At 64.5% G+C, this 23,163-nt stretch carries 15 protein-coding genes; 6 read left to right on the top strand and 9 right to left on the bottom strand.

Annotated elements, in window-relative coordinates:
- Window positions 1-81 precede the first annotated feature (81 nt).
- Both BLR13_RS15790 and BLR13_RS15785 read left to right on the top strand, forming a co-directional pair.
- Window positions 82-1,698 carry an acyl-CoA carboxylase subunit beta gene (locus tag BLR13_RS15790; RefSeq protein ID WP_074822210.1) on the top strand — a complete coding sequence of 539 codons (1,617 nt, stop codon included), beginning with the start codon at window positions 82-84 and terminating at the stop codon, window positions 1,696-1,698.
- Between the two features lie 5 nt (window positions 1,699-1,703).
- Window positions 1,704-3,665, top strand: coding sequence for an acetyl/propionyl/methylcrotonyl-CoA carboxylase subunit alpha (locus tag BLR13_RS15785; protein ID WP_074831470.1), 1,962 nt, complete (start codon window positions 1,704-1,706; stop codon window positions 3,663-3,665).
- Between the two features lie 125 nt (window positions 3,666-3,790).
- Here BLR13_RS15785 and BLR13_RS15780 read toward each other — a convergent pair whose 3' ends face one another.
- The 7 genes from BLR13_RS15780 to BLR13_RS15750 form a co-directional block, all read right to left on the bottom strand.
- Entirely contained in the window at window positions 3,791-4,780 is a 990-nt protein-coding gene (locus BLR13_RS15780) for an ABC transporter ATP-binding protein (protein WP_074831472.1), read from the bottom strand.
- Window positions 4,777-5,790 carry an ABC transporter ATP-binding protein gene (locus BLR13_RS15775; RefSeq protein WP_074822212.1) on the bottom strand — a complete coding sequence of 338 codons (1,014 nt, stop codon included), beginning with the start codon at window positions 5,788-5,790 and terminating at the stop codon, window positions 4,777-4,779. The genes BLR13_RS15780 and BLR13_RS15775 overlap by 4 nt, the downstream gene beginning before the upstream one ends.
- Window positions 5,790-6,683 carry an ABC transporter permease gene (locus BLR13_RS15770; protein WP_074822216.1) on the bottom strand — a complete coding sequence of 298 codons (894 nt, stop codon included), beginning with the start codon at window positions 6,681-6,683 and terminating at the stop codon, window positions 5,790-5,792. Before BLR13_RS15770 ends, BLR13_RS15775 begins: the two co-directional genes overlap by 1 nt.
- Window positions 6,684-6,708: 25 nt before the next feature.
- Complete coding sequence (locus BLR13_RS15765) at window positions 6,709-7,656, bottom strand: ABC transporter permease (RefSeq protein ID WP_074822218.1); 948 nt, start codon at window positions 7,654-7,656, stop codon at window positions 6,709-6,711.
- Window positions 7,657-7,698: 42 nt separating this feature from the next.
- Window positions 7,699-9,294, bottom strand: coding sequence for an ABC transporter substrate-binding protein (locus tag BLR13_RS15760; RefSeq protein ID WP_074822221.1), 1,596 nt, complete (start codon window positions 9,292-9,294; stop codon window positions 7,699-7,701).
- A 252-nt stretch (window positions 9,295-9,546) separates the two neighbouring features.
- Window positions 9,547-11,109 (bottom strand): AMP-binding protein, encoded by a 1,563-nt coding sequence (locus BLR13_RS15755; protein WP_074822224.1) that lies wholly within the window; start codon window positions 11,107-11,109, stop codon window positions 9,547-9,549.
- Window positions 11,110-11,119: 10 nt separating this feature from the next.
- Window positions 11,120-12,274, bottom strand: a complete 1,155-nt coding sequence (locus BLR13_RS15750) for an iron-containing alcohol dehydrogenase (protein ID WP_074822227.1) — start codon at window positions 12,272-12,274, stop codon at window positions 11,120-11,122.
- Window positions 12,275-12,357: 83 nt separating this feature from the next.
- On the opposite strand from BLR13_RS15750, the gene BLR13_RS15745 reads away from it, so the two are divergent.
- The gene (locus BLR13_RS15745; RefSeq protein WP_074822230.1) at window positions 12,358-13,020 is read left to right on the top strand and encodes a glutathione S-transferase family protein; all 663 of its coding nucleotides are present in this window, start codon (window positions 12,358-12,360) and stop codon (window positions 13,018-13,020) included.
- Between the two features lie 7 nt (window positions 13,021-13,027).
- On the opposite strand, the gene BLR13_RS15740 is transcribed toward BLR13_RS15745, so the two are convergent.
- The gene (locus BLR13_RS15740; protein ID WP_074822232.1) at window positions 13,028-14,800 is read right to left on the bottom strand and encodes an acyl-CoA dehydrogenase family protein; all 1,773 of its coding nucleotides are present in this window, start codon (window positions 14,798-14,800) and stop codon (window positions 13,028-13,030) included.
- Window positions 14,801-15,274: 474 nt separating this feature from the next.
- Here BLR13_RS15740 and BLR13_RS15735 point away from each other — a divergent pair, with 474 nt between their 5' ends.
- From BLR13_RS15735 to BLR13_RS15725, 3 genes are all read left to right on the top strand, one after another.
- On the top strand, window positions 15,275-16,441 hold the full coding sequence (locus BLR13_RS15735) for an efflux RND transporter periplasmic adaptor subunit (protein WP_074822234.1): 1,167 nt from the start codon (window positions 15,275-15,277) through the stop codon (window positions 16,439-16,441).
- Window positions 16,438-19,593 (top strand): efflux RND transporter permease subunit, encoded by a 3,156-nt coding sequence (locus tag BLR13_RS15730; protein ID WP_074822237.1) that lies wholly within the window; start codon window positions 16,438-16,440, stop codon window positions 19,591-19,593. The genes BLR13_RS15735 and BLR13_RS15730 overlap by 4 nt, the downstream gene beginning before the upstream one ends.
- Before the next feature lie 182 nt (window positions 19,594-19,775).
- A complete protein-coding gene (locus tag BLR13_RS15725; RefSeq protein WP_074822240.1) occupies window positions 19,776-20,969 on the top strand; it encodes an ABC transporter substrate-binding protein in 1,194 nt (397 codons plus the stop codon).
- 151 nt (window positions 20,970-21,120) lie between these two features.
- On the opposite strand, the gene BLR13_RS15720 is transcribed toward BLR13_RS15725, so the two are convergent.
- Window positions 21,121-22,707 carry a porin gene (locus tag BLR13_RS15720; RefSeq protein WP_074822242.1) on the bottom strand — a complete coding sequence of 529 codons (1,587 nt, stop codon included), beginning with the start codon at window positions 22,705-22,707 and terminating at the stop codon, window positions 21,121-21,123.
- Window positions 22,708-23,163: the final 456 nt, after the last annotated feature.

The following is a 23,163-nucleotide window of genomic DNA, read 5'->3' as shown; positions in this document are numbered from 1 at the left end:
GGGGCGATGCGAAGCGTCGAACCCGGAATCTCGAACTTCCGGGTCTGGTCCTTCGGACCATCCCGGAATGACGGAGTAAATATGGCCATCCTCGAATCGACAATCGCGACCGGCGGGAGCACCTACAAGGCCAACCGCGACGGCATGCTGGCGCAGATCGCGCGGATGCGCATGCTGGAGGAACGGACGCGCGCCGCCTCCGCTGCCGCCAAGGACCGTTTCCACAAGCGCGGCCAATTGCTGCCGCGCGAGCGGGTGGCGCTGGTGCTCGATCCCGGTACACCCTTTATCGAACTGTCGACGCTCGCAGGTTACATGTTCGACGTACCGGACGCGGACAAGAGCGTGCCCGGCGGCGGCTTGATCGCGGGCATCGGTTTTGTCGCTGGTATTCGCTGCATGGTCAGCGCCAATGATTCCGGCATCGATGCCGGTGCGCTGCAGCCTTATGGGCTCGACAAGACGCTACGGGTGCAGGAACTGGCGCTGGAGAACAAGCTGCCTTACGTGCAACTGGTCGAAAGCGCCGGCGCCAATTTGCTGCGCTACCGCGTCGAGGACTTTATTCGCGGCGGCAATATCTTTCGCAACCTGGCACGATTGTCGGCGGCAGGCTTGCCGGTCGTCACCGTGACGCACGGCTCCTCGACCGCAGGCGGCGCCTACCAGACCGGGTTGTCCGATTACATCGTGATGGTGCGCGGCCGCACCCGCGCCTTTCTGGCCGGGCCGCCGCTGCTCAAGGCCGCCACCGGCGAGATCGCGACCGAGGAGGAACTCGGCGGCGCCGAGATGCACACCTCGATTTCCGGGCTCGGTGATTATCTTGCCGAAGACGACCGCGATGCGCTGCGGATCGCGCGCGACATCATGGCCAATCTGGAATGGGATCGGCCGAAGCCGGCCGAACCCGCCTGGCGCCCGCCGCGTTACGACCAGGAAGAACTGCTCGGAATCATGGCGATGGACCACAAGCGTCCGGTCGACATGCGGCAGGTGATCGCGCGGATCATCGACGATTCCGACTTTACGGAATTCGGCGCCAATTACGGGCCCGCCACGGTGTGCGGCCACGCCCGCGTCGAGGGGCAGGCGATCGGGATCATCACCAACAACGGGCCGCTCGATGTGCCCGGCGCCAACAAGGCGACGCATTTCATCCAGGCCTGCTGCCAGTCGCGTACGCCGCTGCTCTATCTCAACAACACGACGGGCTACATGGTGGGCAAAGCCTATGAGGAAGCCGGCATGATCAAGCACGGCTCCAAGATGATCCAGGCCGTCACGTCGGCGACCGTGCCGCAGATCACGATCTATTGCGGCGCGTCGTTCGGCGCCGGGAACTACGGCATGTGCGGGCGCGGCTTCCATCCGCGCTTCTGCTTCTCCTGGCCCAACGCCCGGACCGCCGTGATGGGCGGCGAGCAGGCGGCCGAAACCATGGCGATCGTGACGGAAGCGGCCGCCGCACGGCGCGGCAAGCCGATCGAGAAGGAAAAGCTGGAGGCGATGAAGGCGCAGATCATCGGTGTGTTTGACGGCCAGATGGACGTGTTCTCGACCAGCGCGCGCGTGCTGGATGACGGTGTGATCGACCCGCGCGATACCCGCAGCGTGCTCTCGGAGGTGCTGGCGATCTGTCGCGAGGCCGAGGCGCGCATCCCCCAGCGCATGCAGTTCTCGGTCGCCCGCCCATGAGCATGATGAAGCGGACGCCGTTCTTCAAGATCCTGATCGCCAATCGCGGCGAGATCGCGCTGCGGATCATGCGCACCGCGCGCCGGCTCGGCTATGGCGTGGTCGCGGTTTACTCCGACGCCGACCGCGATGCGCTGCATGTCCGCGAGGCGGACCAGGCGATGCGAATCGGCGAGGCGTTGCCGTCGCAATCCTACTTGCGGATCGACGCCATCATCGCCGCGGCGAAAGCCTCCGGCGCCGGCGCGGTGCATCCCGGCTATGGCTTCCTCGCCGAGAACGAGGATTTTGCGTTAGCCTGCCGCGACGCCGGGCTGGTGTTCATCGGCCCGTCGCCGGAATCGATCCGGGCGATGGGCAACAAGGCCGGCGCCAAGGACATCATGCTCAAGGCCGGTGTACCCTGCGTGCCCGGCTATCAGGGCGCGGACCAGAGCGACGCCGTGATGCTGAAGGAGGCCAGGAAGATCGGCTTCCCGGTGATGATCAAGGCCGTCGCCGGCGGCGGCGGGCGCGGCATGCGGCTGGTCGCGGACGCAGCCGTATTTCCGGACGCGCTGCGCAGCGCGCGATCCGAGGCGCAGGGCGCGTTCGGAGATCCCACCGTGATTCTTGAGCGCGCCATTGTCGATCCCCGTCATATCGAAGTTCAGGTGTTCGGCGACCGCTACGGCAACGCCATTCATCTCGGCGAGCGCGATTGCTCGGTGCAGCGCCGGCACCAGAAGCTGATCGAGGAAGCGCCGTCTCCGGCAGTGACGCCGAAATTGCGGGCGCGGATGGGCGCGGTCGCCGTCGACGCGGTCAGGTCGCTGCGCTACGAGGGCGCCGGCACGCTGGAATTCCTGCTCGACCCGAGCGGCGAATTCTATTTCATGGAAATGAACACGCGGCTGCAGGTCGAGCATCCCGTCACCGAGGCGATCACCGGGCTCGATCTGGTCGAACTGCAACTGCGCGTCGCCAGCGGCGAGCCGCTCGGACTGGTGCAGGAGGACATCAAATTCTCCGGCCATGCGATCGAGGTGCGATTGTGCTCCGAGGACGCCGGCCATGATTTCATGCCGCAATCCGGCAGGATGGCGCTGTGGCAGATGCCCGGTGGCGTTCGTGTCGAGCATGCACTGCAGTCAGGTTCCGAAATTCCGCCGTTCTACGATTCGATGATCGCCAAGATCATCAGCTATGGCACGAGCCGCGATGAAGCGCGCGGCAAGCTGATCTCGGGTTTGGAGCAGACCGCAGCCTTCGGCGTTACCACCAACCAGGGATTCCTGATTTCCTGCCTGCGTCACCCGGCCTTTGCGAGGGGTGAGGCGACCACGGCCTTTATCGGCAACCATCGCGCTGAACTGCTGGCGCCGCGTACCGATGACAAGGCGGAGGCCGCGCTGGCCGCATTGCTGCTCTATGCGACCCATCCGCAGGCCCCGGCCTGGCGCAGCGGACGTTCGCTGGCGGCAGCGTTTCCACTGACGACGCGGATCGATCTCGGCCAAGCCGTGCACGAGGTCGACATCGTGCGCGAACGCGACGGCGGCTATCTGGCCTCGTTCGCGGGTGGCGAGCAGCGCTTCGCGATCGATGAACTCGGTTGCGACACCATTCGTTTCCGTACCAACGGGCTGATGGAATCCGCAAGGTTCCTGCGCGATGGCGATCGTCTCTACATCTTGCATCGCGGCGTCACGACGGATGTCCGGGACCTGACGCTGGCGGCGCCAGTCTCGGCCGCGGCCAGCGGTGGCGACGGCAAGGTGCGCGCGGCGATGAACGGCCGCGTCGTCGCCGTGCTGGTCAAGCCGGGCGACAAGGTCGCGGCCGGGCAGCCGGTCATGACGCTGGAAGCGATGAAGATGGAGCACGTGCATACGGCCGGCGTTACCGGCACGGTCTCGGCCATCGACGTTGCCGAGGGTGAGCAGGTGACGACGGGAAAGATCGTGGTGGAGATCGAGGCGGCGTAACCCCGTCGTCCCGGCGAACGCCGGGACCCATACGCCGCGGCAGTTGTTGGGCGAATGGTCTCAGCCACCGGAGATTATCGATAGATCACGCGGTAGGGGTCCCGGCCTTCGCCGGGACGACAAGCCTACCCCGGTCGCCCCGTCCCGTCATTCAACCAGCACGCCACCTCGTGCTTCGCGCCGGCCTCCGCCAGCACCGGCCGCTCCACCTTGCAGCGGTCCATCGCATAGCGGCAGCGGGTGTGGAACGCGCATCCCGGCGGCGGATTGATCGGGCTTGGCACGTCGCCGTCGATCATTGGCGCGAGTTTCTTCGCTTTGGGATCGGCGATCGGCACCGACGCCAGCAGCGCCTGCGTATAGGGATGGCGCGGGTTGGCGAACAGTTCGGCCTTGTCGGCAATCTCGACAATGCGGCCGAGATACATCACTGCGACGCGGTGGCTGATATGGGCGACCACGGCAAGGTCATGCGCGATGAACAGATAGGAGAAGCCGTGCTTGCGCTGCAGGTCGATCAGGAGGTTGATCACCTGTGCCTGGATCGAGACGTCGAGCGCCGATACCGGCTCGTCGCATACAATCAGGCTCGGCCCGAGCGACAGCGCGCGCGCAATGCAGATGCGCTGCCGCTGCCCGCCGGAGAATTGATGCGGATAGTTCTTCATCTGGTCGGGCCGCAGCCCGACCTGCGCGAACAGTTCGGCGACCCGCGCCTGTTTCTCGCGGCCGGTCGCCAGCCCATGCACGCTGAGCGGTTCGCCGACGATGTCGCCCGCGGTCATGCGCGGATTGAGCGAGGCGAACGGGTCCTGAAACACGATCTGCATCGAGCGCCGATGCGGCCGCATCTCCGCCTTGCTGAGACCGGTGATATCGGTGCCGTTCAACTTGATGGCGCCGCTGGACGGTTCCACCAGCCGCAGCACGGCGCGCGCGACCGTCGATTTGCCGCAGCCGGACTCGCCGACCAGACCAAGTGTCTCTCCCTTGCCGACCGAGAAGCTGACGCCGTCGACCGCATGCACGGTGCCGATGCGACGGCGCAGCACGCCGCCACGCACCGCATAATGTTTGACGAGGTCGGTGACCTCGAGCAGGGGCGTGTCGGTCATGGCGCGGCCACCTTTTCGGCCGCGCGCCAGCACGCCGCCAGATGCTTGCCGTCAAACTCTTGCAGCGGCGGATATTCGGCGCGGCAGCGGTCGATCGCGAGGCTGCAGCGCGGCGCGAAGGCGCATCCCACCGGCAGGTTGGTCAGCGACGGCACCATGCCGGGAATCTCGGTCAGCCGCGCGTCGGCCCTGGCTTCGAGCGAAATCACGGCCGGCATCGAGGCCATCAGTCCGCGGGTGTAGGGATGCAGCGGGTTCTCGAACAGATCCTCGACCGTCGCCTCCTCGACCTTCTTGCCGGCATACATCACGATGACGCGCTGCGCGGTCTGCGCCACGACGCCGAGATCGTGCGTGATCAGCACCAGCCCGGTGCCGAGCGTCTTCTGCAGGTCGACGATCAGCGCCAGGATCTGCGCCTGGATGGTGACGTCGAGCGCGGTGGTCGGCTCGTCCGCAATCAATAGCGTCGGCCGGCACGCCAGCGCCATCGCGATCATGGCGCGTTGGCGCATGCCGCCGGAAAGCTGGTGCGGATATTCATGCGCCCGCCGCTCCGGTTCGGGAATGCGGACGAGGCGCAGCATCTCGACCGCCTTGGCCCACGCCTGCTTGTTGCTCATGGTCTGATGCAGTTGCACCACTTCGGTGATCTGGTCGCCGATCCGCATCACCGGATTGAGCGAGGTCATCGGCTCCTGGAAAATCATCGAGATCCGGTTGCCCCGGACCTTGCGCATCTCGGCCTCGTCGAGGTCGAGCAGGTTGGTGCCTTCCAGGGTCACCGAACCGCCGACGATGCGGCCGGGCGGATCGGGCACCAGCCGCATGATCGATAGCGCGGTCACGCTCTTGCCGCAGCCGGATTCGCCGACGATCGCCAGCGTCTCGCCGCGGCGGACGGTGAACGACACGTCGTCGACCGCCCGGAACAGCCCCGAATTGGTGAAGAACACCGTCTGCAGGTTCTTGACGTCGAGAACCGTTTCTTCCGCCTGTGCTTCGCTCATCAGCCGCGCTGCCTTGGGTCGAGGATGTCGCGCAGCGCGTCGCCGAACAGGTTGGTGCCGAACACCGCGAGGCTGATCGCGATGCCCGGGAAGATCACCAGCCAAGGCGCAGTGCGGACATATTCCGCCGCCGATTCCGACAGCATGCGGCCCCATGACGGATAGGGCTCGGGAATGCCGAGGCCGAGGAACGACAGCGAGGCTTCGGTGAGGATGGTGGAGCCGAGCTGCGCCGTCGCCAGCACGATCAGCGGCGCCAGCGTATTCGGCAGCACGTGACGCAGCGCGATGCGGGTTTCGCTCATGCCGATCGACTTGGCGGCTTCAACGAACGGCAGCTCGCGCAGCGCCAGCGTATTGGCGCGGATCACGCGGGCAACCGTCGGGATCAGCGGGATCGCGATCGCGAGGATCACGTTCGGCAGCGACGGGCCGAGCGCCGCCGTCATCACCAGCGCCAGCACCAGCAGCGGCAGCGCCTGTAGGATGTCGGTGATCCGCTGGAACACCAGGTCGACCCAGCCCGACAGATAGCCCGAGGCGAGGCCGACCATGACGCCGATCGACGATCCCAGGAAGGTCGAGCCGATGCCGACCGCCAGCGAAATCCGCGCGCCGTGGACGATCCGGCTCCAGACATCGCGGCCGAACGAATCCGTTCCCATCCAGTGCCGCCAGTCCGGCGAGGCCAGCCGGTGCGCGGAATCGACGCTGAGCGGATCGTAACGGCAGATCAGATCGGCCGAGATCGCCACCCAGACGAACAGCAGCAAGATGAAGAGGCCGACCGTGCCGAGGATGTAGCGTTGCGCGAGAAACGTCAGCCGGCGCCAGCCATGCGTCGAATGGGCGCCGGCGCGTTTGAGTTCGCTGTCGTAGTTGATCGAAGTCAAGCGGCGGCTCCAAATCTTCCTGAAATCAGTCCGTATACCGGATGCGCGGATCGATCGCGGCGTACAGCATGTCGACGGTGAAGTTGGCGAACACCACGACCACGGCGATCAGCATCACGAGGTTCTGTACGATCGGGTAGTCGCGCCAGCGCAGCGCTTCCACCAGGAAGCGGGCGACGCCGGGAATGTTGAACACGGTCTCGGTCACGATCAGGCCGCCGATCAGGAAGGCCGCTTCGATGCCGATCACGGTGATGACGGGCAGAATGGCGTTCTTCAGCGCGTGGCGATAATTGACCGAGGCCTCGGAAGCCCCCTTGGCGCGTGCGGTGCGGATGAAGTCCTGCCGCAGGATTTCGAGCATCGAGGAACGCGTGATGCGCATGGTCAGCGCGGCGCTGCGAAAGCCGACCGCCATCGCCGGCACGCAATAGATCGCGATCGCCTCGGTCCAGGTCTTCGGATTCGGATTGTAGATCGGCATGGTGCCGAACAGCGAGACCGACGCCATCAGGATCAACAGTCCGAGCCAGAACGAGGGCAGCGACAGCCCGCTCAGGCTGACGATGCGCAAGGCGTAATCCAGCCGCGAGCCCTGATGCACCGCGCTGATGACCCCCAAGGGAATGCCGATCGAGGCCGAGAACAACAGCGCGAGGCCGGCGAGCCGCGCGGTGATCGGAATCCGCGGCAAAATCTCTTGAAGGGCCGGCTTCTCCGACACGTAGGAATATCCGAGATCGCCGTGCAGCAGCCCGCCGATCCAGTGCAGATATTGCACGTAGAGCGGCAGGTTGAGGCCGAGTTCCTTTTCCAGATTGGCCTTGTCGGCGGGGTCGACGAAGCCGGCGGCGTCGAACAGGATGTCGACGATGTTGCCGGGGACGACGCGCAGCAGCACGAAGATGATGATCGAGATCCCGATCAGGGTCACGAGCATCAAGGCAAGGCGTCGCACGATATAAGCAAACACCTGACGTTTCTCCCTGGGCGGCCTGCCTGTCGTGACCGGACGCTACTTGTCCAGCCACACATCCTCGTAACGATAGCCGTTATAGGAGCTGTTGGACATGATGGTAATGTTCTTGACGTAGGGTTGCCAGCAGGTCCCGGTGCGGGCGTGGAAGATGATCGGGCGGGCGACGTCTTCCTGCAGCTTCTTGTCGATCTCCCAGACCAGCTTCTTGCGCTTGGCGACGTCGGTTTCCTCCGACTGCTGGTCGAACAGCTTCTCGATCTCCTTGTTGCAATAGTTGGTGTAGTTGCGCTCGGAACCGCAGGAATAGTTTTCGTAGAACGACTGGTCGGGATCATCGACGGCGTTGCCGGTGAGGTTCAACCCGAGCGAATAGTCCTTGCGCGCGATCTTCGGAAACCATTGCGCGGTATCGACGACATCGAGTTCGGCATCGATATAGATGCTCTTGATCTGGTCGATCAGGATCACCGCGGGATCGCGATAGACCGGAATGTTGCGGGTCGAGACCTTGACGGCGAGATGCTTGTCGGGGCCATAGCCCGCCTTCTGCATCAGCTTGCGCGCTTCCTCGCGGTTGGCGTTGATGTCGGGGCCGTAGCCGGGGATCGATTCCAGCATTTCCTTCGGCATCGCCCAGAGCCCGGCGGGGGCAGGCTCCATGGTGCCGCCGATATCGCCCTGTCCCTCGAACATGATCGAGATGAAGGCCTTGCGGTCCAGCGACAGCGCCAAAGCGCGGCGGATGTCGAGATTGTCGAACGGCGGCGAGGACGAATTGACGATGATGTTGGTCGACACGTTGTTCGGTTCCACCACGCAAACCGCCTTCGGCGCCTGCGACTTGACGTCCTTGATCATCGGGATCGTCACTTCGGTCGGCAGCGTGATGTCGAACCGGCCGGAGATGAAGCCGAGGATCGCCGTCGAGCGGTTGGGGATGATGGTGAACTCGATGCCGTCGAGATAGGGCAGGCCCTTCTTGAAGTAGTCGGGGTTCTTCGTGAGCTTGATCGATTCGTTGGCCTTGAACTCGACGAACTTGAACGGGCCGGTGCCGATCGGATGGGTGCGCATGTCGCCCGGCGAAACGTGGCAGGGATAGACCGGGGTATAACCGGAGGCCAGCAGCGCCAGCAGGGCCGGCTGCGGCCGCTTCAGCTTGAACGATGCCTCGAAATCGCCATTGGTGACGACGTCGTCGACCTGATCGTACCAGGACTTGCGCGGGTTCTGGCGGAACTTCTGCGGCGACTTGCCCATCAGCATGTCGAACGTGCATTTGACGTCGGCGGAGGTGAACGGCTTGCCGTCGTGCCACTTGACGCCCTGCCTCAATTTGAAGGTCAGGGTCTTGTTGTCGCTGCTCCAGGCCCAGCTCTCGGCGAGCTCCGGGACGATCGATTCGATGCTGTTCTGGGCGACGTGCTGATTGTAGATGACGAGGTTGTTGTAGACGGGCATGAACGGGATGTTGATCGAATAGGTCGCGCCCTCGTGGATCGAGGCGCTGCCCGGACTGTCGCGGTGATAGAATTTGAGGATGCCGCCCTGTTTCGGTTCCGCCGCCGATGCAACATGATAAGCCGGCAGCAACAACAGTGCCGCCGCGGCAAGCGCGCGAACGCTCCGCATGGTCCCTCCTCGAACTTCGGTCTCAACTGGCCGATTGGTATCGAGGATACCACGGGAGAGCGCCGTAGCAACCAACCAAGCCGATGCGGGGATTGGCAATTCGGACTACGCATGTTCGCGTGGCGGAACTTGTGGGCGCGCTATTGGCGCTATTTTGCAGGGAATTCACCCGTCGCCCGCGTTTCGGCGCGCTACTGACGGCAACGGCTCGCGCCAATATGCCTCACCTGTCTCACGGGCGGTTCCGTCCCGTCACACGATCCGCGAGGTCTTGTTGCCCCAGTAGCGGTCGCGCAGCAGCCGCTTGTAGAGTTTGCCGGTCGGCAGCCGCGGCAATTCGGCTTCGAAATCGATCGAGCGCGGCACTTTCTGGCGCGACAGCGACTGGCTGCAGAAGGCGATCAGCTCGTCCGCCAGTTCCTGCCCCGGCGCAACCCCGGGCATCGGCTGCACCACCGCCTTCACTTCCTCGCCGAGATCCGGATTGGGCACGCCGAACACCGCGGCGTCGGCGATCTTGGGATGGGTGATCAGCAGGTTCTCGCATTCCTGCGGGTAGATGTTGACGCCGCCGGAGATGATCATGAACGTGGCGCGATCGGTCAGGTACAGATAGCCGTCATCGTCGACATAGCCGACGTCGCCGACGGTGCTCATGCTGCCGTCGGATGAACGGGACTCGGCGGTCTTGGCCGGGTCGCCGAAATATTCGAACGGCGTTGCGGTCTTGAACCACACCGTGCCCGGCGCTCCCTTCGGGCTCGGCTGCATGTTCTCGTCGAGGATATGCAGGTCGCCGAGCAGCACCTTGCCGACGGTGCCGCGATGGGCCAGCCACTGCTCGCTGTCGCAGGCGGTGAAGCCGAGGCCTTCGGTGGCGCCGTAATATTCATGGATGATCGGCCCCCACCATTCGATCATCTCGTCCTTGACGGCCGCGGGGCAGGGCGCCGCGGCGTGGATCGCGATCTCGAGCGAGGACAGGTCGTGGCGCCTGCGCAGCTCGGCCGGCAGCTTCAGCATCCGCGAGAACATCGTCGGCACCAGTTGGGTATGCGTGATGCCCCATTTCTCCACCAGCTCAAGATAACGCTCGGGGTCGAAGCTCTCCATGATGACGACGGTGCCGCCGTTGCGGATCGTCAGATTGACGGCGGCTTGCGGCGCCGAATGATAGAGCGGCGCCGGCGACAGATAGACCATGCCTTCGCGATAGTGCCACAGCTTCTGCAGGAAATCGAACAGCGGCAGTTGCTGCGAGGCCGGCTGTTCCGGCAACGGCCGCAAGATTCCCTTTGGCCGGCCGGTGGTGCCCGACGAATACAGCATCGCGGTGCCGACGCATTCGTCAGGGACCGGCGTGCTCGGCAGCCCCGCGGTCGCCTGCTGCAGGCCGACGATGCGCTCGCTCTCGGGCCAGGTTTCTCCTGCGCCATCGGCGATGATGCAGAGCTCGACCTTGGGGCATTCCTTCAAGGCCTCGCGCGCAATATCGAGTTTCGCCTTCGAGGTGATCAGAATCCGCGACTGGCTGTTGGTCAGGATATAAGCGAGTTCGCTCGCGGTCAGGTAGGAATTCACGCAGGTGAAATAGAGCCCGGAGCGTTCGCCGGCGCCGCAGGATTCGAGGTAGCGGTTGTTGTTCTCCATGAAGATCGAATAGTGATCGAGACGTTTGAGCCCGCGGTTGCGAAACAGGTGCGCCAGCCGGTTGCTGCGGGCCTCGAGTTCGCGATAGGTGACGGCCTCGCCGGTGCTCGCCATGATGAAGGCGGGCTGCAGCGGACGAAGGTGAGCATGCTTGCCGGTGTACATCGAATTCCCTTTATGCAGCCAATTCAAGAATCTCGCGGACCTGCGCCGGTCCCTCGATCCTGCGCGGGTTGCGTGGCACCCAGGGCGTCGCCATCGCCTGTTGCGCGATGTGGTCGAAATGCTCGGGGCCGACCTTGACCTCGCGCAGGCTGCGCGGCATGCCGAGGCCACGAATGAAGTCGTCGAGCACGTCGCCGGCATCCTCGCCCGGATGGCCCATGGCGGTGGCGACCAGCGCCTGGCGCTCGGCATTGACTGACTTGTTCCAGCGCATCACGAACGGCAGCATCACGCAGGAGGTGTAGCCGTGCGGCACGCCGAACTCGGCGCCGAGCACATAGCCGATGCCGTGACTGGCGCCCATCGGCACGCCGGACGATAGGCCGCCCATCGAGAGCCAGGTTCCGATCTGGCAATTCATCCTTGCGTCGAGATCGTTGCCGTCGGCCTTCACCCGCGGCAGCGCCTGGGTCAGCAGCGATAGCCCCTTCAAGGTCTGGGCGTCGGCGTAGGGGTGCGACCGGCCCGAGCAGATGGCCTCGACGCAATGGTCGACGGCGCGGATGCCGGTCGACAGCCACAGCCATTCCGGCGTGTGCGCGCCCAGCGCCGGATCGAGGATCACCGCGCGGGGGATCGCCAGCGGATGACGCACTGCCTCTTTGACTTTTGTAGTCTCGTTGGTGACGCCTGCGCTGGGGCTGAAGTCGCCGCCGGCGATCGTGGTCGGCGCGCTGATCTGGCGCACAATAGGCGCATTCATCGCCGGCGGTGCGCCCTTGACGGCCCTGATCCGGTCGATGCCTTCGACGGTCCGGATATCGTTGGCGAGACAAAGCTGTACCGCCTTGGCGCCGTCGGTGATCGAGCCGCCACCGACCGTAACGATCAGATCGGCCTTCGCGGCGCGCGCCTGATCGGCCGCGGCGATCACCGCCGAGCGCGGCGTGTGCGCCGGCATCGCGTCGAAGGTGGTGGCATAGCGAGCCCCCAAAGCGCGGCGGATTTTCTCGATTTCATCGGTTTCGCGGTTGAGCGTCCCGCTGACCATCAGGAACGCACGATTGGCGCCCAACCGGTCCATCTGTTCGACAACAGCCTCGGATGCCGGTCGTCCGAATACGACCTCCTCCATGGCGCCGAATACGACACGCCCTTTATGCACGCTTGTCCTCCCCGGACATTTTGGCTTTGTTGCAAGCCTTAAATTTTCAAGTCTTGAGCCTAGCGCAGGAAATCTGGAACGTCATGTCCGAAGATGATGCCGACACGAGGCCGGTACTGTATGGCCGTCATGCGTCGCCCTTTGTGCGCCGCGTGGCGGTGACCCTGCGGCTCTACGGCATCGAATATGATCACGCGCCGCTGATGCCGTTCGGCCCGGACAAGGCGGAACTGGCCGCCTTCAATCCGATTGCGCGGGTGCCGGCGCTCAGGCTCGCCGATGGCGAGATGCTGGTCGACAGCGCGGTCATTCTCGATCATCTCGACCAGGTGGCGGGCGCACGGTCGCTGACGCCGGCCGCAGGAGCGGCCCGCCGTCGCGTGCTGACGCTGGTGGCGATAGCGCTCGGCGCCAATGAAAAGCTGGTCGCCGGTCTCTACGAGCGTCACTTCCGGCCGCGCGAGGCCTGGCATGCGCCATGGCTTGATGCCTGCGACAAGCAGGTCCGCGACGGTTTTGGCTGGCTCGACGGACAATTTGCCGGGCCGTGGTTCACGGGGCGAGAGATGACGCAGGCCGATATCACGGTCGCGGTGTTCTGGCTGTTCGGTCGCGGCAAACGGCCGAAGTTCTTCGCGGGCCTCGGTTGCAACAGGCTGCAGGCGCTGGCGGAGAAGTTGCAAGGTACGCCGGCATTTCAGGCAACGTTGCCGGAGCAGGAGACGCTGGCGAGCGAGTTGGGGTGATGAAGCCTCAAATAAGCAGCTTCTCAATCTCACTGAGTGCAACCGACCGCTCCGACAACAACACCTCCGCCGCCGCGTGCTCCCACGGCGCCTGCTGCGGCGCCAGCGGATCCTTCACGCTCAACCGATGCTCCAGCACAAGCCGTGCGTACAGCGCGCGCCGCGCGTCGGCGCCGGGCCTTGCGGCTTCCGAGGTCATGAGGATCGCGCTGGTGACGTGATAGAGCGCGCTTGCGGCCTGGCGCGCATTCTGTTCGGCCTCCGGCTCGGCGGCGACGCGCTCGGCAAAGGCGATGGTGCGAACGAGCGTTTGCTGCAACCGGTTGCGGAAATCAGCGGGGATGGACGAGGCCTGATCCAGCAATTTCACCAGCGCCGTCTGCAGCGCTGTGTGCGCAAAACTCTTGCCGACCGCGCGGGTGATGATGTCGAGCGCGTTGATGTTGCTGGTGCCTTCCCAGAGCACGCCGAGATGGGCGTCGCGCACCAGCCGGGCGTGCACCCATTCCTCGATATAGCCGTTGCCGCCACGCACCTCCATCGCGCCGGTCGCCACCGGAATGTTGTCGCGGCAGGCGCGGAATTTCAAAAGCGGCGTCAGGATGCGCAGGATATTCTGGGCATCCTTGTCGCCGGCATTGGCGCGGTCCATAGCATCCGCCGCGAGCAGGAATATCGACAGCGATTGTTCCGCCGGCAGCGTGATCTTCAGCAACTGGCGGCGGAGCAGGGGATAGTCGATGATGGTATTGCCGAACGCCTGCCGGGTGCGCGCGCACACCATGGCCTCGTTGACGCAGCGCCGCATCATCGCGGCGGCACGCACGCCATGCGACAGCCGCGACAGGTTGACCTGCTCCATCATCTGCTTGAGGCCCTGGTCTTGCGCACCGACCAGGTAGGCGACGGCGCCTTCCAGCAGGATTTCGCCAGACGCCATCGAGCGGGTACCGAGCTTGTCCTTGAGGCGGACGATGCGATAGGCGTTGCGGCGTCCGTCCTTCAGCCGGCGCGGCAGCGCGAACAGCGCAAGGCCTTTGGTGCCGGCGGGGGCGCCTTCGGGCCGCGCCAGCAGCAATGCGACGTCGGCGTCGGCATGCGAGCAGAACCATTTGTCGCCGGAAAGGCGCCACTCGCCGTCTTCCAGGCGGGCGGTAGTCTCGATGGTGCCGACGTCGGAGCCGCCGGCGCGCTCGGTCATGAACTGCGTGCCTTTCCACATCGTGGCGACATCGCCGGACAGCATCTTCGGCAGCAGGTAGGCCTGCAGTTCCGGGCTGGCGAATTTTCGGATCAGGTGGGTCGAGGTGTCGGTGACGCTGATCGGGCACATCAGGCCGAACTCGGCCTGCACGAACAGATACTGCAGCGCGTATTTCGCCACCGCGGGCAGCGGTCTGTCCATGCCGAGCGCGCCGGCGCGATGGCTCATGGCGTGGAACTGAAATTCGCCGAAGGCGATCTGTTCCATCTCACGGTAGGAGGCGTGATAGTCGATCCAGTCCTCGTCGCGACCAAAACGGTCGCGCGGGTGCAGTATCGGCGGATGCTTGTCGGCGAGCCGCGCCAGGTCGTCGAGCCTGCCGCCGGCGAGCGCGCCGAGCCGGTCGAAATGCGGCTCCAGATGCGCGAAGTCGGCGGGCGACAGATAGTGCGCGAGCAGGTCGCGCAAGGCCCGGTCGATGGCGTAGAAGTTTTGTCCGGCGGCATCGGGGGCGATGTGGTCGGCGCCGCGGCGCAAGCCCGCATCCGGCTGATGTCGGGGTGAAAGCGCATCCATGGCGGGTCTCCCTGTCGGGTTTTCCCGATGCTTACCGCCTTCGGGGCGGTTGTTCCAGAGCCCTCAACGTCATTGCGAGCCAACGGGTCGGCGGGAAGTGCCGCCCGAGGACAGGCCCCGCGAAGCCATCCATTTGGCGGCACGAAGAAGGATCCGGCCGGGAAGATGAAGATTATGTGTGTGCCGTCATTTTTTTGTCATCGCATTGGGAATGACGCGGATATTGGCAGGATTCCATCGTCCGGAACGTTCGAGCGCCGTCCCCCGAGGGAAGGGCAGCGCTGCCGCCGGCGACGAAGGCGCGGGGGTTGCATAACGATTTTGCTTGGCTCCCGACGCCTTCTTGCACAAACTGGGAACCGTTCACATCTGTGGCCTCCGCCGCGGCAGTTCCGCGGCAACCGGTGCGGTCGAGGTCGGAAAGTGCAGGGGAGTTGGATGTTGGGCAAGACTGAGCCATCGAAACCTTCGCCGATGAAGCGTTTCAACCTTTCGCTGCGTGGCCTGCGGCCGTTGATCCCGCTGCTCGGGCTGGCGCTGTCCGCCTGCGGCGACAAGCCGCCGCCACCGGCCGCCGCCGCCGCACCGCCGGTCACGGTGGCGCAGCCGGTGAAACGCACCGTCACGGACTGGGATGAATTCACCGGACGCTTCGAGGCGGTTGAGGAAGTCCAGGTTCGCGCCCGCGTCGGCGGCTTCGTCAACAGCGTCGAGTTTCGCGACGGCGCGATCGTTCATGCCGGCGATCTGCTCTATGTGATCGACTCCCGCCCGTTCGAGGCGGTCGCCGAGCAGGCTGACGGCCAGCTCTCCGATGCGCGCGCCAAGGCAGAACTCGCCAAGCGCGATCTCGACCGCGGCCTGTCCCTGGTCCAGACCAGTGCTGTCTCCGAACAGGTCGTCGACCAGCGCCGCCAGGCCTTGCAGGCGGCGCACGCCGCCGAGACCATAGCCGAAGGTGCGCTGAAGGCGGCCAAGCTCAATATCGAATTCACGCATGTAATTGCGCCGATCACGGGCCGCGCCAGCCGCCATCTGGTCAGTGCCGGCAATCTCGTGCAGGGCAGCGAGGGCAGTTCGACGTTGCTCACCTCGATCGTCTCGCTCGATCCGATCTACATCTATTTCGATGTCGACGAAGCGACCTATCAGCGCAACAGCAGGCTCTGGTTCGAAGGCAAGCGGCCGAGTTCGCGCGATACGCCCAACCCGGTCCAGGTCACGCTGACCGGCGAGACCAAGCCCTCGCACGAAGGCAAGATGGATTTTATCGACAACCGCCTCGATGTCTCGACCGCCACGCTGCGCAGCCGCGCGGTCATCCCCAATCAGGATCTGTCGATCCTGCCGGGCCAATTCGCCCGCGTCCGGCTGATCGGCAGTTCGCCTTACGAAGCTCTGCTGGTGCCGGACGCAGCGATCGCGACCGACCAGTCGCGCAAGATCGTGTTCGTCGTCAAGGAAGACAACACCGTCGAGGCGAAGCCGGTGGTGCTCGGGCCGCTCGACGAAGGCCTGCGCGTGGTCCGCGAGGGGCTCAAGGCGGAGGACCGCGTCATCGTCGACGGCCTGCAGCGCGCCCGCGTCGGCGCCAAGGTCACCCCGCAGACCGCGAAAGCGCCCGCGGGTGGCAAGTCATGAATCTCGGAAGGCTTTCCATCAACCAGCCCATCCTGGCGATGGTGCTGTCGATCGTGCTGCTGATCGTCGGCGCGCTCGCCTACACCACGCTGCCGGTCTCGGAATATCCGCAGGTGGTGCCGCCGACCGTCGTCGTCACCACGCAATATCCCGGCGCCTCGGCGCAGACCGTCTCCGACACCGTCGCGGCGCCGATCGAGCAGGAGATCAATGGCGTCGAGGACATGCTGTACCTCTACAGCCAGGCGACCTCGAACGGGCAGCTCACGATCACCGTCACCTTCAAGCTCGGCACCGATCTGGATAAAGCCCAGGTGCTGGTGCAGAACCGAGTCGCGATCGCGCAGCCGCGGTTGCCGGCGGAAGTGCAGCAAAACGGCGTCACCACCCGAAAGAACTCGCCCGACATCCTGATGGTCGTGTTCATGCTGTCGCCCGACGACAGTTTCGACCAGCTCTACATCTCGAACTATGCGCTGCTGCAGGTCCGCGACCAGTTGCTGCGGCTCGACGGCGTCGGCGACATCCAGATGTTCGGCGCGCGCGACTATTCGATGCGGCTGTGGCTGGATCCCGACCGCATCGCCAATCTCGGCCTGACCTCGGCCGAAGTGCTGGCGGCGATCCGCTCGCAGAACCTTCAGATCGCGGGTGGCCAGATTGCGGAACCGCCGATCACCGACCGCGCCTTTCAGCCCAACCTCGTCTTTACCGGCCGTCTGAAAGACCAGCGGCAATTCGAGGATATCCTGATCAAGGCCGGCGCCGACGGCCGTGTCGTCCGGCTGCGCGACGTCGCCCGCATCGAACTCGGCGCGCTGTCCTACGCCACCAACAGCTTCCTGCTGCGGAAATCCGCGGTAGCACTTCTGGTGACCCAGCGCCCCGGATCGAACGCGCTTGCCACCTCCAAGAGCATTTCCGACACGATGGTGCGGCTCAAGGAGAGTTTTCCGAAAGGGCTCGACTTCAATATCGGCTACAATCCGACCGAATTCATCGCGCAATCCGTCCATGAGCTGATCAAGACGATCTACGAGGCGATGGCGCTCGTCGTCATCGTGGTGCTGGTGTTCCTGCAGGGTTGGCGGCCCGCCATCATTCCGATCATTGCGATCCCGGTGTCACTGGTCGGCACTTTCGCTGTGATGGCCGCGCTCGGCTTCTCGATCAACAACCTGACCCTGTTCGGGCTGGTGCTCGCGGTCGGCATCGTGGTCGACGACGCCATTGTCGTGGTGGAGAATGTCGAGCGGCATCTCGAGCACGGCATGAGCCGGCGCGACGCCGCGCTGAAGACGATGGAGGAAGTCGGCGGCGCGCTGGTCTCGATCGCGCTTGTGCTGTGCGCGGTGTTTATACCGACCGCGTTCATCGGCGGCATCTCCGGGCAATTCTTTCAGCAATTCGCCGTCACCATCGCGGTGGCGACCGCGATCTCCTGCTTCTGCTCGCTGACGCTGTCGCCGGCGCTGGCCTCGCTGATCCTGGTTCCGCACGCCGAAAAGCGCCCGCCCGCAAACTGGAACGTCCTCGCGCGCGGCTGGGCGGCATTTACCGGCGTGTTCAACCGCACATTCGACCGGCTCTCGCACGGCTATGCGGGCGCGGCCGACTTCGTGATCCGGCACACGGCGGTGATGCTCGTGATCTACCTCGCGCTGATCGGCAGCGCCGGCTGGCTGCTCGTCACCACGTCACAAGGCTTCATTCCGGCGCAGGACCGCGGTTACGTCATCATCTCGGCGCAACTGCCCGGGGCGGCGTCGCTGGATCGCACGACGAAGGTGGTGCGCGAGATCGAGCGTATCGCGCTGGATACGCCGGGCATCGTTCGGGTCGCGGCGTTTGCGGGCTTTTCCGGCGCGACGCGCACGCAGGCGGGCAATGCCGCGGCGCTGTTCCCGGTGTTCGACGAACCGGAGTCGCGCCTGAAGAAGGGACTGACGGCGACCTCGATCACGGCCGAGCTGCGCAAGCGCCTGTCTGCGATCCAGGGCGCTTTCATTATCGTGATCCCGCCGCCCGCGGTGCCCGGCATCGGCACCGGCGGCGGCTTCACCATCCGCGTCCAGGACAGGCAGGGCCGCGGGCCCGAGCTGCTGGCCGCCGCGACCGACGAGCTCGTCGCCGCCGCGCGCAAGTCGCCCAATCTCACCTCGGTGTTTTCGCCCTTTACTGCCAACACGCCGCAGGTCTTCGTCGACATCGACCGTGTCAAGGCGCAGAAGCTCGGCGTGCCGATTTCGGGCATCAACGACACCATCCAGACCTATTTCGGCTCGACCTACGTCAACGACTTCAACCTGTTCGGCCGCACCTATCACGTCACGGCGCAGGCCGACCTGCCGTTCCGCAAGGAGACCTCCGATCTCGCGCGGCTGCGCACGCGCAATGCGGCGGGTGACATGGTGATGCTCGGCAGTGTGGTCGATTTCCGCGACATCTCCGGTCCCGACCGCGTCGCGCGCTACAATCTGTACTCGGCCTCCGAGCTGCAGGGCGAGCCGACGCCGGGAACGAGCTCCGGCGTCGCCCTCAGCACCATCAAGCAGCTCGCCGACCAGACGCTGCCGAGCGGCTTTACGTTCGAATGGACCGATCTGTCCTATCAGCAGGTGACCGGCGGCAATTCCGGTCTCTACGTGTTTCCGATCTGCGTGCTGTTCGTGTTCCTGGTGCTGGCCGCGCAATATGGCAGCTGGAGCCTGCCGTTCGCGGTGATCCTGATCGTGCCGATGTGCCTCCTGGCTGCGACCATCGGCGTGCGGATCATGGGACAGGACGTCAATATCCTGACTCAGATCGGCTTCGTGGTGCTGGTGGGACTGGCGGCCAAGAACGCGATCCTGATCGTGGAGTTTGCGCGCGACATCGAGCTCGAAGGCCGGCCGCGGCTCGAGGCCGTGATCGAAGCCTGCCGGCTGCGCTTGCGCCCGATCCTGATGACCTCGTTCGCGTTCATTCTCGGCGTGCTGCCGCTGGTGATTTCGAGCGGTTCCGGTTCGGAAATGCGCCAGGCGGTCGGCGTCGCGGTGTTCTTCGGCATGCTCGGGGTGACGCTGTTCGGCCTGGTCTTCACGCCGATCTTCTACGTCATCGTCCGCAACCTCGCCGATGGCGGGCGCGGCAACAAGCCTGAGGCGGTCTGAAAGCGCGCGGCCGACTCGCCGTCACCCCTGAGGTTCGCGCTTACGCGCGCTCCGGAATGACGGGGAGAGTGGATCACCGCTTGCTCAATACGATTGGCTTATCTGAAATAGATGGGCAGCCGCAGGGTTATGAAATATTGTTGCGCGAGATTTCTTGGAACAGAAGCTGCTGGGAGGCACATATGAAGGCAGGATTGTTGGCGGCCGTTGCCATGAGCGCTCTTTTGCTGGCCGGGACGGCGTCGGCGCAGGGCGTCAAGATCGGCATTCTGAACGACCAGTCCGGGGTCTACGCCGATTACGGCGGCAAGTATTCGCTCGAAGCCGCCAAGATGGCGATCGAGGATTTCGGCGGCGAGGTGCTCGGTCAGAAGATCGAAATCGTCTCCGCCGACCACCAGAACAAGCCGGATCTCGCCACCGCCATCGCGCGGCGCTGGTATGAGGTCGAGAACGTCGACATGATCACCGAACTGACGACGTCCTCGGTGGCGCTCGCGGTCCAGGAGCTGTCGAAGGAAAAGAAGAAGATCGACATCGTCGTGGGGGCGGCGACCTCGCGCATCACCGGCGACGCCTGCACGCCGTATGGTTTCCACTGGGCCTACGACACCCATGCGCTGGCGGTCGGCACCGGCGGCGCGTTGGTGCAGGCCGGCGGCGATACCTGGTTCTTCATGACCGCGGACTATGCCTTCGGCTATGCGCTGGAAAAGGACACCGGCGACCTCGTCAGGGAAAAGGGCGGCAAGGTGGTGGGTTCGGTCCGCATTCCCCTGAACTCGTCGGACTTCTCCTCGTTCCTGCTGCAGGCGCAGAGCTCGAAAGCCAAGATCATCGGTCTCGCCAATGCCGGCCTCGACACCACCAACTCGATCAAGCAGGCGGCGGAGTTCGGCATCGTCAAGGGCGGCCAGAAACTCGCAGGCCTCTTGCTGACGCTGGCCGAAGTCCACGGTCTTGGGCTCGAAGCGGCCCAGGGCCTGGTGCTGACGGAGGGGTATTACTGGGATCGCGACGACAAGAGCCGCGACCTCGCCAACCGCTTCTTCAAGCGCACCGGCCGGATGCCGAACATGATCCAGGCCGGCACCTATTCGGCGACGCTGCAATATCTGAAGGCGGTGAAGGCCGCCGGCACCAAGGATTCGGATGCGGTGGCCAGGAAGCTGAAGGAATTGCCGGTCGACGACGACTTCGCGCAGGGCGGCAAGGTGCTCGAAAACGGCCGCATGGTGCACGACCTCTATCTGTTCGAGGTCAAGAAGCCGTCGGAATCGAAGAAGCCGTGGGACTATTACAAGCAGCTCGCGGTCGTCCCCGGCGACAAGGCGTTCCCGACCGCCAAGGATTCGGGCTGCCCGCTGACGAAGTAGTCCCGAGCGCGAACGAAACGACAAAAACGGCGGCGATCGGTGCGATCGCCGCCGTTTTGCTATTCCGGCATTTCGTCCGCGAAATGTGAAACGCCGCGCTGTCGGTCCGACAGCGCGGCGTTCCGTTGTGGTCTGACAGCCTAAGAAGCGATCAGAAGTTACGCTGGGCGCGAACCTGCAAGAACACCGTGTTCTGGTCCTTGAACTCGTAGAGCGCGGTCGGCTTCGGGGCCGTCGCGGTGAACACCGAGCTGCCCGACATCTTCTGGTCGAGGTGGAGCCACTGGACTTCGCCCGAGAACGTCAGGTTCTTGACCGGTGTCCAACGGGTGAGCACGCCGAGCTGCGTGACATTGAAGTCGGGGTTGCAGGTGTAGGCGCCGGCAGCGTTGCCGACCAGGGCCTGACCCGGATGGCTGGCGGCGAAGGCGGCGCAGTAAGCACCCTTGGCCGTCGTGGATCCGGCACCCAGCAGGTTGTCGTTGGCGCCGCCGTCATACTTCACGGCGGAGTAGCTGCCGTACAGGCTGGTCGACCAGTAGGGGTTCCAGTTGTGATTGAACGCGCCGCGGAGGCCCCACGCCGAGGTCAGGGCGATGCCGCCGGTGCCGCCAACGCCGGGCAGATAGACGCCATCGGTGGTCGCACCGAAGCCGACGCTCTGATAGCCGAAGCCGCTGCCGCCGAACATCGCGAAGCTCGGCGAACTACCGCTGGTGGCGATCACGTTCTTGGTGTCGCCCTTGGCGTAGCTGACGTCGAACTTGATGTCGTCGCCGGGCCCGGTCGGGATGTTCTTGATCTGCAACGCAGCCATCACCGAACCGCCCCACTTGTCTTCGGGATGTCCGCTGAGTTCAGACGCGGCGGTCGGAACGCCACCGGCACCCAGAGTGTTGTAGGAAGCGTTCACGAGGTGGGCCGCGCCCGAAATCTGGAACAGACCCCAAGCCTGGTCGACGCGGATGTTACCGACGATGTCGGGAGCATGCGTGCCGCCGTAGGCGTTGGTGCCGGTGCCGCCGACGCCGACGCCGAGGGCCAGGTTGTAGACGGTGGTCCGGTTCCAGACCGTCGGATCGTCAAGACCGATGGTGCCCGACACGCCGTTGCCGAACTGCGCGGTGTACTGGATGTTGTTGACACCAGTGTCGGTATTGTTACCGCCCATCAGGTTCGAGCTGATGTTGCCCGGGAAACCGTTCCACGGGGTCGAGTAGGCCGAAGAAGACTTACCGAAGGTGAAGCCGGCGAACTGGATGAAGAGATATTCGACCGCGACGTAGCCGCCGCCGGGGGTCGAAAGCAGATTCGCATTCACGCCGGCGGCGCCCAGCACGGCCGGGTTGGCGGTGCCGCCGCCGAGGTTGTTGAACTGGAAGTCGCCCTGGCCGAAGGTGCGGACCACGCCGTATTCGGTCGCGGTGCGGGTATCGATCGTCAGCGCCATACGCGACCGCGAGACGAAATAATCGCGATAGCGATTTTGCTGGCCGAGGTCGCCGTTCCACGCCGGCTGTCCGTGGACACCGCCGTTGAAGGTGGTGTCGACACGCAGGTAGCCGCCGAGCTTGACGCAGGTGTCGGTGCCGGGGATGTAGAAGAAGCCGGCGCCATACAGCGAGCAGATCCGCACGTATTCGACCGCCTTGGCCTTGACGGGAAGATCGGCGGCCTGCGCGCCACTGATGGCAAGTAGTCCGGCGGCCGAGCCGAGGATGAGTTTTCTTAATTGCATCGTTAGTCTCCGGTGATGATCTACGCGCTGGTTCGAACGTAGAAGCGTAACCGAGGAGATAATGGAGAACCGGAGGTTTAGAATGACAACGGCGTCATACGCTGCATTTCACAGGACGACCGTGGTTTTTACGCAACGAAACAATGAGTTAGAAAGCTAATTGTGTTATGTAATTGATGCCGTTCCGCCTTAATATGAATACCATCATACCAACCCGGAGCGAATGGCAGATGCATGGTCAAGATTCGAGCGGCGACGCTCGGACCGCGCAAATGAAAACCCCGCCCGTTGGGGATCAACGGACGGGGCAGATCAGAGCAACAGCAGCGTACGTGTACGATGCATGCTGCATGATATTCACGAAATGCATGAAGGGAAGACGACATTCCTCCGTGCTCGCGCGACTGTGATAGGCGCGCATTGTCGAAGGTATAATTGGCCGCTCCGGATTCGCGG

The organism is Bradyrhizobium ottawaense (genome assembly GCF_900099825.1).
Classification (GTDB): domain Bacteria; phylum Pseudomonadota; class Alphaproteobacteria; order Rhizobiales; family Xanthobacteraceae; genus Bradyrhizobium; species Bradyrhizobium ottawaense_A.
The sequence above is the reverse complement of the archived record's forward strand: the minus strand, read 5'-3'. Positions and strand labels throughout refer to the sequence as shown.

Coding starts and splice junctions, on each gene's coding strand:
- BLR13_RS15790 (WP_074822210.1), top strand. CDS start 82: ATGGCCATCCTCGAATCGACAATCGCGACCGGCGGGAGCACCTACAAG.
- BLR13_RS15785 (WP_074831470.1), top strand. CDS start 1,704: ATGAAGCGGACGCCGTTCTTCAAGATCCTGATCGCCAATCGCGGCGAG.
- BLR13_RS15780 (WP_074831472.1), bottom strand. CDS start 4,780: ATGACCGACACGCCCCTGCTCGAGGTCACCGACCTCGTCAAACATTAT.
- BLR13_RS15775 (WP_074822212.1), bottom strand. CDS start 5,790: ATGAGCGAAGCACAGGCGGAAGAAACGGTTCTCGACGTCAAGAACCTG.
- BLR13_RS15760 (WP_074822221.1), bottom strand. CDS start 9,294: ATGCGGAGCGTTCGCGCGCTTGCCGCGGCGGCACTGTTGTTGCTGCCG.
- BLR13_RS15755 (WP_074822224.1), bottom strand. CDS start 11,109: ATGTACACCGGCAAGCATGCTCACCTTCGTCCGCTGCAGCCCGCCTTC.
- BLR13_RS15745 (WP_074822230.1), top strand. CDS start 12,358: ATGTCCGAAGATGATGCCGACACGAGGCCGGTACTGTATGGCCGTCAT.
- BLR13_RS15740 (WP_074822232.1), bottom strand. CDS start 14,800: ATGGATGCGCTTTCACCCCGACATCAGCCGGATGCGGGCTTGCGCCGC.
- BLR13_RS15735 (WP_074822234.1), top strand. CDS start 15,275: ATGAAGCGTTTCAACCTTTCGCTGCGTGGCCTGCGGCCGTTGATCCCG.
- BLR13_RS15730 (WP_074822237.1), top strand. CDS start 16,438: ATGAATCTCGGAAGGCTTTCCATCAACCAGCCCATCCTGGCGATGGTG.
- BLR13_RS15725 (WP_074822240.1), top strand. CDS start 19,776: ATGAAGGCAGGATTGTTGGCGGCCGTTGCCATGAGCGCTCTTTTGCTG.
- BLR13_RS15720 (WP_074822242.1), bottom strand. CDS start 22,707: ATGCAATTAAGAAAACTCATCCTCGGCTCGGCCGCCGGACTACTTGCC.